The organism is Cyclobacterium qasimii M12-11B (assembly GCF_000427295.1).
In the GTDB taxonomy this organism is placed as follows: domain Bacteria; phylum Bacteroidota; class Bacteroidia; order Cytophagales; family Cyclobacteriaceae; genus Cyclobacterium; species Cyclobacterium qasimii.
In genome coordinates, this window is sequence record NZ_ATNM01000074.1 from 74,220 (window position 1) to 81,991 (window position 7,772).

General features: G+C 40.3%; 5 protein-coding genes. All 5 read left to right on the forward strand.

Annotated features, from left to right (window positions below; genetic code table 11):
* The first annotated feature begins 246 nt into the window (after window positions 1–246).
* Genes ADICYQ_RS08040 through ADICYQ_RS28380 form a run of 5 tightly spaced genes read left to right on the forward strand, consistent with a single transcriptional unit; the run spans window position 247 to window position 7,520 of the window.
* Window positions 247–3,336 carry a SusC/RagA family TonB-linked outer membrane protein gene (locus tag ADICYQ_RS08040; protein ID WP_081652318.1) on the forward strand — a complete coding sequence of 1,030 codons (3,090 nt, stop codon included), beginning with the start codon at window positions 247–249 and terminating at the stop codon, window positions 3,334–3,336.
* A 12-nt stretch (window positions 3,337–3,348) separates the two neighbouring features.
* Window positions 3,349–4,830, forward strand: a complete 1,482-nt coding sequence (locus tag ADICYQ_RS08045) for a RagB/SusD family nutrient uptake outer membrane protein (RefSeq protein WP_040415133.1) — start codon at window positions 3,349–3,351, stop codon at window positions 4,828–4,830.
* A complete protein-coding gene (locus ADICYQ_RS08050) occupies window positions 4,721–6,334 on the forward strand; it encodes a sulfatase (RefSeq protein WP_081652320.1) in 1,614 nt (537 codons plus the stop codon). Before ADICYQ_RS08045 ends, ADICYQ_RS08050 begins: the two co-directional genes overlap by 110 nt.
* Before the next feature lie 6 nt (window positions 6,335–6,340).
* Window positions 6,341–7,396: a sialidase family protein gene (locus ADICYQ_RS08055; protein ID WP_020892169.1), complete on the forward strand. Its 1,056-nt coding sequence runs from the start codon at window positions 6,341–6,343 to the stop codon at window positions 7,394–7,396.
* The gene (locus ADICYQ_RS28380) at window positions 7,365–7,520 is read left to right on the forward strand and encodes a hypothetical protein (protein ID WP_020892170.1); all 156 of its coding nucleotides are present in this window, start codon (window positions 7,365–7,367) and stop codon (window positions 7,518–7,520) included. The genes ADICYQ_RS08055 and ADICYQ_RS28380 overlap by 32 nt, the downstream gene beginning before the upstream one ends.
* Window positions 7,521–7,772 lie beyond the last annotated feature (252 nt).

A 7,772-nucleotide genomic window follows, 5' to 3' on the forward strand; every position in this document is an offset into this window, starting at 1 on the left:
ATTCCAAGAAAAAATAGAGGGAATACCTGAGAATTTCATTGAAAAATTCTTGATTTAGGCAACAAATCTATACCCCGATGTACTATTGTATTCGTGATAAAAGCTTGTCCCGAGGCAATCATCATGCAATTGATTGTCTATCGCATACTTCAGGTTAATGGAAACAGTAAATGCTTTTTTTAGGGATTTTAACGAGCTTTTATAAATACAACGCAATTAATATTACTAACCCAAAATCTAATTAAAATGAATGTAAAACTGCCTTATTTCAGGAGATGTTCACTGTTGCTTCTACTGCTTATTGGAGCAATGGTGTTATCGAATGTTTCCTATGCACAGCAACGCTCCATCAAAGGAAAGGTGACCACGGAGGATGATCCATTGGGACTTCCTGGAGTAAATATTTTGCTCAAAAACTCTAACATAGGAACTGTTACCGATATCGATGGCACCTATTCAATCAATGTTCCTGGCGGAAATGGAATACTGATCTTTTCCATGATAGGTTACGAAAAACAAGAAGTTGATGTAAGCAACCGTTCCATTATCAATATGACTTTATCTGAGGACATTAGCGCACTTGAGGAAGTGGTTGTAGTAGGCTATGGTACAGTAAAGAAAAGTGACCTGACGGGCTCAGTTGCCGCACTTAAAAAAGAAGACTTTAATCAAGGGGCAATAGCAACTCCCGAGCAATTGCTAGCGGGTAAGATGCCTGGGGTGCAGGTGGTACAGAACAGTGCCGAACCAGGAGGCGGAATGTCGGTGAATATTCGTGGAGTTGGTTCAATCAATTCAGGTACTTCACCACTTTATGTAATTGATGGATTGCCATTTAGCAATAGTACAGCTGTATCAGGAGCAGGGGAAAGGTTTCCGGCTCCAAGAACAGAAAGGTCCCCATTGAGTTCGATAAATCCAGCAGATATTGAATCTATAGAAGTGTTAAAGGATGCTTCCGCCACAGCAATTTATGGCGCCAGAGGAGCAAATGGTGTGATCCTTATTACTACTCGAAACGGCCAAAAAGGGAAAATGAAAGTGTCTTATGATGGCTACGCAGGGGTTCAGAATGTAGCCAATAAAATTGATCTTCTGGATGCAGGTGAATACAAAACAATCATAAATAGTATTATTGAGTCTGGCGGAGGATCCAATACAGATAAAGTAGATGACTTTACCGGTGATGGAACCGATTGGTTGGGCGAAGTATATAATCCGAATGCGGGCATTCAAAGCCATAACCTGTCGCTTTCAGGTGGAAATGAAACCACTAGTTATTTGATTTCCATGAATTATTTTAATCAGGATGGTTTAGTGATGAATTCCTCATTTGAACGTTATGGCTTGAGGTTTAATCTTGATCATAAGGTTGATGAAAAATTTCACACAGGAATCAACCTTAGTTCAAATTATTCTAAGGACCAGTTCACTCCTGGAGGTTTTCAACTTAACGAACATGCCGGAGTTGTATTTGCAGGGATGCAAATGGATCCTACGCTGGATGTCAGGGATGCGAATGGTGACTATGTGATTTCACAGCACATCAATGTTGATAATCCCGTAGCACTTGCAAATGGGAAAAGAGGGATAGGAAATACCTATAGAACCTTTGGCTCTATCTATGGTGAATATTTTTTCACACCTGAGTTTTCATTCAGATTAAATCTTGGTGGTGATGTGAGCAATCAGCAACGGGATTATTATATCGATCGAACGACTATTGATGGTTTGGCAGCAGGTGGTATAGCAACTATTATGCATGGAACAGCTTCAAATTATCTGGTTGAGGGTTTGTTCAATTATAAAAAAGCTTTCGACAAACATTCTTTCAATGCTGTTGCGGGTGTAACGACGCAGAAATTTATCACCAGTAGGTTTTCTTCCGAAGGCAGAGGATTCCCCTCAGATGCAACAGAGACTTTTAACCTCGACCTGGGTAATCCAAACTTAAATGTAATTGGCAGTTCCAAAGTAGATAATACTTTACTCTCTTATCTGGCTAGGTTAAATTATACTTTCAATAGCAAGTATTTATTGACTGGCTCCATTAGAGCAGATGGTTCATCACGATTTGGAGAAAACAACAAATTCGGATATTTCCCTTCCGTTGCAGCTGGATGGAAAATTCATGAGGAAGATTTCTTCTCAAGTATTGAGCAGACGGTTAGTTCTTTAAAATTTAGAGCAAGCTGGGGAAGAACCGGAAATCAAGAGATCGGAAATTATCAGTCAATAAGTACTTTTAGTGGTGGACCAACAGTAGTCTATGATGATCAACAACGATCCTCCACTCAACCGGCCAGAATTGCGAATCAGGACCTTAAATGGGAAACCACTGAACAATTGGACTTTGGTATAGATTACGGATTATGGGCTGACAGACTTTATGGAAGCATGGACTGGTATGTTAAAAATACAACAGACATGTTATTGTCCCTGCCAATACCACGATCTACAGGTTTCACTTCACAATTGACGAACATAGGTGGAATTAAGAATTCGGGTTTTGAGTTTGCCTTGACCTCAAGAAATATCAATTCAGGTAAGCTAAAATGGGTTACAAATTTGATATTCACAACCTTAAAAAATGAGGTTACTGATTTGGGAGGCATTGACAGAATTGTAACAGGAAGTGCTGGGGCAACCAGTCAGATTGCGATCATCGAGGAGGGAATACCCTTGGAATCATTTTATGGATATGAAGTATTAGGTATATGGCAGACTGGCGATGATTTTAATGCCACAAATGACAATGTAAAACCCGGTGACATCAAATATTTAGACCTCAACGGAGATGGTACGGTGAACACTGATGATAGAACAGTACTCGGAAATTCTTTCCCGAAATTCATCTGGTCAGTTGGAAATACGGTTAGCTACAAAAATTTTGATCTTTATGTTTTTGTAGAAGGTGTTGAAGGTGCCAAAATGCTTAACAATGGATTAATTGACACCTATTTTCCTGCTGGTGTAAGAAGAAACAGGTATGCAGAACCTCTTCAAAATAGATGGACACCTGAAAATCCGTCCAATGAATTCCCCTCATTTGTCAACACAAGTAGTCAAGGCGAAAAACGCGTGAACAGTATCACTGTGGAAGATGCCTCTTATTTGAGACTAAATACAGTAAAACTAAGCTATCACTTCCCTGCCAATAGGGGGATTTTTAGTGCAGCGACAATCAATGTAACCGGGCAAAATTTATTTACTATCACCAATTATAGTGGTATGGATCCCGCAATTAACCCTAATGGGGGAGCTAATTTTAGAATTGATTGGAATGCATTTCCAGTGTCAAGGACATTTTTGGCAGGAATCAGTTTCACTCTATAATTTATTGAAACCATGAAAATCAAACATATATATAAATATTTGGCTGTTGCGATGACGACCTTTGTGACAGTTAGTTGTTCAGATTATCTGGAAGAACAACCCTATTCTCAATTGGCTCCTGAAAACTTCCTAAAAACCAAAGAGGGGGTAGAGTCATTGATGGGAGCAGCCTATGCAAATGCTTCAAATATGGTCTCTAATAATTCCATTTATGTTTTTGCTGCCGATGAATGGATCACAGATTTCGCCTATCAATCAGGCGATGGAGTCAACGCAACTGCCTTGCAGTACATTAATTTTACCTGGGACGCTTCTATAGGCTTATTGCAAGGGGAAAGTTGGGATTACCCTTACAGGGCCATTAGGAATGCAAATTTAGTATTAGAGAATTTGGATGAATTGGAAGTTTCTGAAAATCTAAAATCTGTATATAGGGCCGAAGCCAGATTTATCAGAGCGACCTGTTATATAAAATTGTTCTGGAAGTTTGGTCCTGTTCCTTTAAGAACCTCAACTGAAGATGATGTCCAATTACCAAGAGCTTCCTCCGAAGAACTAACCAATTTTATTGAAACAGAATTATTGGCTGCATTGGCAGATTTGCCTGCTCCGGGTCAGGAAGCCAATTATGGCAGAGCTCACAAAGCTGCAGCTCAGGGTTGGTTGTCCAATTTCTACTTAAATAACAAAGAGTGGGAAAAATCTGCAGACTTTGCCGGGCAAATTATGGATCAATGGAATTATGCCTTGTTTCCTGTCTACGAAGATTTGTTTAAAGTGGAAAATGAAAGAAACAGTGAGTATATTTGGGTTCGGCCTGCTAAGACCAGTGCTGATAGGAGAGCCTCAAATAGTTGGATGAATACCGCTTTCCCTGTAGGTTTTGCAAAAGATCCGAGAACTGGTTTGGAATTTTCCAATGCATGGAGGAACTGGCCAAATGAATCACGGATCAGAGACAAGTTTTATTTCTCATTTGATGAAAACGATAAAAGAAGAGATTTGATTTTGCATGAATACATCAATACTGACGGGAATTTAATTTCACTATTGGATGAAGTGGACAATACCCGTTCATTTAAATATTGGCCGGATCCTGAAGGAGTTAATGCCTCCTTTGGCAACGATATACCTGAAATCAGATTCGCTGAAATTTTATTGAACAGGGCGGAGGCACTCAATGAGCTAAATGGTCCAAACCAGGAATCAATTGACCTGATCAATAGGGTTCGATCAAGAGCAGGCATCTCCACTGCATTGGACATTAGTGATTTTTCTTCAAAGGAAGCACTTAGAATGCAGGTGCTAGACGAAAGAGGATGGGAGTTCTACTCCGAAGGAAAAAGACGATTAGATTTGATCAGAATGGACAAGTTAATAGAATATGCTCAGGCAAGAGGAGCAAGCAATGCAAAACCTTTCCATAGGTTATATCCAATTCCATTTGCCACAATGGATGCAAATCCCCTCCTTACTCAAAATGAAGGATATTAAATCAATTTTCAGTTTTAGAAAACTGCTGCTTTCAATCTTTTGCTTTGGCACCCTTTTGGGTGCCAAAGGCAAAAGTAAAGTGATTCAGGATCCCCCTGAGCAACCCAATATCCTTTTGATCTATGTGGATGATTTGGGCTATGGAGACATAGCTAGTTATCCCGAAGCAAGTGGAAAATCGATAGCAGAAACCCCCAATATTGACCTTCTTATCAAGTCCGGCATGAGTTTTACTAATGCCTATTCCTCAGCACCGTTATGCTCACCGGCCAGGGCTGCTTTGCTAACAGGGAAATCTCCTGCAAGGCTTAATTTTGAGTTCGTGACCAAATTCAAAGAAGATAGTCTGGATTGGGAGGATGAACGATGGATAGCCCTTTTTAAAAATAAAAAGCTTATTTCTCCCCCCATTACTTTAAACCTTCCCCTGGATGAGGTGACTGTGGCAGAAGGACTTAAAGGGCTTGGATACGACACAGGGATAGTGGGAAAGTGGCATGTGGCTTCCCATAACAAAGTATATAAAGGATGGAGTTTTACACATGGGCCTGCACAACAGGGCTTTGATACGGCAAAAGAAACCTTTGGTTCACATCCATATAGTGGAACTAAGTCATTAACACAATTAAAAGAAGGGGAATATCCTGAGGATTTATTAACCACTGAAGCGGTAAAATTCATTGAAAAAAAGCACGAATCCCCCTTTTTCTTAATGGTTAGTCATTATTTTGTTCACACTCCACACCTGAAAGGTTTAGAATGGATTGAGGAAAAATACAGGGCCAAAGCCAAACAAAATTTAAGTGAGGAAGAGCTTCGATATGCCGCCAATATAGAATTGATGGATCATTATGTAGGTCAAGTATTAGAAGCACTTGATAAATCAGGGCAAAGGGACAACACATTGGTGATATTTACTTCAGACAATGGAGGCCATCCCAGGTATGCCTCTCATGCACCCTATAGAGGGAGTAAATGGAATTTATATGAGGCAGGCATTCGAATACCCATGGTTGTTTCCTGGCCTGGTAGGGTTACTGCGAACAGTGTTTCAGCCAGTCCTGTAATTCAAACTGACTTTTGGCCAACTTTTATGGAAATTGGGGGAGCAAAGTTGGTGAATTTAGAAAAACTGGACGGGCAATCCATTCTTCCTTTGTTAGCAGGAAAGAATATGGTAAGAGAAAAGCCCTTGTTTTGGTATTTCCCGTACTATCATCCTGAAGGGGAAAAGTACGATGAAGCATTGGAGGATATTGGGGTGGAAGATGGCAAAACCAGTCAGACCCGCCCACAAGCTGCTATCCGTAAGGGACAAATGAAACTGATTTACTTTTTTGATAGTAATCAAGTTGAGCTTTATGATCTTAAGCAAGATCCCGGTGAATCGATTGACCTGAGCAAGGCTCGTCCCTGGGAGGCCTATAGGATGAAAGAAGCCCTTTTAGACCGTTTGTATGCATCCAATGCACGTTTTCCACGAATTAACTCACAAACAAATTAACAATAAATGAAAATAGTAGCAATTTTAATTACTGTCATGTTATCAGGTTTCAGCTTGTCTGCCCAGGATTTTGATGATTCAAAAGTGCCTGGAGTGGTGGTAACCTACAGTCCGGCTTCCTCAGGCAAGTACATTGGATCTCCAAGCTTGGCCATTTTACCCAATGGAGATTATGTGGCCTCTCATGATTTTTTTGGGCCCGAGTCAAATGAACATGTCCGAGCAACCTCCAAAATTTTCTCCTCTAGCAACAAGGGAAAATCCTGGAAGGAAATTGCTGAAATTGATGGGGCATTTTGGTCCAAACTTTTCGTTCACCAAGGGACCCTATGGTTGATAGGACCAGACAGACATCACGGAAATACCCTTGTCAGGCGCTCAGATGATGGTGGAAAAACCTGGACAAAACCTACTAATGGTACCAATGGCTTAATCCTGGAAGGGGAGTACCATTGCGCGCCAATGCCCATAATAGAACACAATGGGAGAATTTGGAGAGCCATGGAAAGTGCCATGGGGCCAATCAAGAAATGGGGAAAAAGATATGGGGCATTTATGCTTTCAGCACCTGTAGGCGCTGATTTATTGCAAGCGGATAGTTGGACAAGTAGCAATATCTTGTACTATGATTCTACTTATTTGGATGGCAACTTTGGTGGCTGGTTAGAAGGCAATGCAGTTGTGGACAAAGAGGGACAAGTGTGGGATATTTTACGAGTGGATGACCGCTCGACATTAGAAGAAAAAGCTGCCAGAGTTAAAATAAGCGCTGATGGTAAAAAAGCCACTTTTGATCCATCAACAGGTTTTATTGCTTTTCCCGGAGGTAGTAAAAAATTCACCATTCGGTATGATGAAAAAAGTGATTTGTACTGGACCATTGCCAACGTTATTCCAGAAGCAATTAAGGCGTCCACAGACCGAACGAACCCTGCCGGTATCAGAAATACCCAAGCACTATTCTCTTCTCCTGATCTAATCGATTGGGAGCAAAAGAAAGTCTTATTACAGCATGAAGATATAATTAAACATGGTTTTTCAATACGTCGATTGGGTGTTTAACGGGAAGGACATCCTCTTCTTGTCCAGAACAGCCTATGATGATGGAGTAGGAGGAGCACACAATAACCACGATGCCAATTTCCTTACCTTCCATAAAATCAAGAAGTTTAGAAAAATTAAGTAAAGTGTTATGGTTCAATCCCTAGAGGGTTGGAAATAATAATAGGTTTAGCTAGCCGTGGATGAAAATCCACGGTTTTTTTTGTCAAATAAGTCTTAAGAAGCGAGATAACACAGGGATAGTTATAGACCAGTTTTCACGATAATATTTAGGTTTATCGAACTTCACTTTAAATTTTAATTACAAAGATCCCCTTTAAGGGTGACATGATTATAGCCTGTGGATTTTTCCGCAACAATGCTGACAAAATCTACC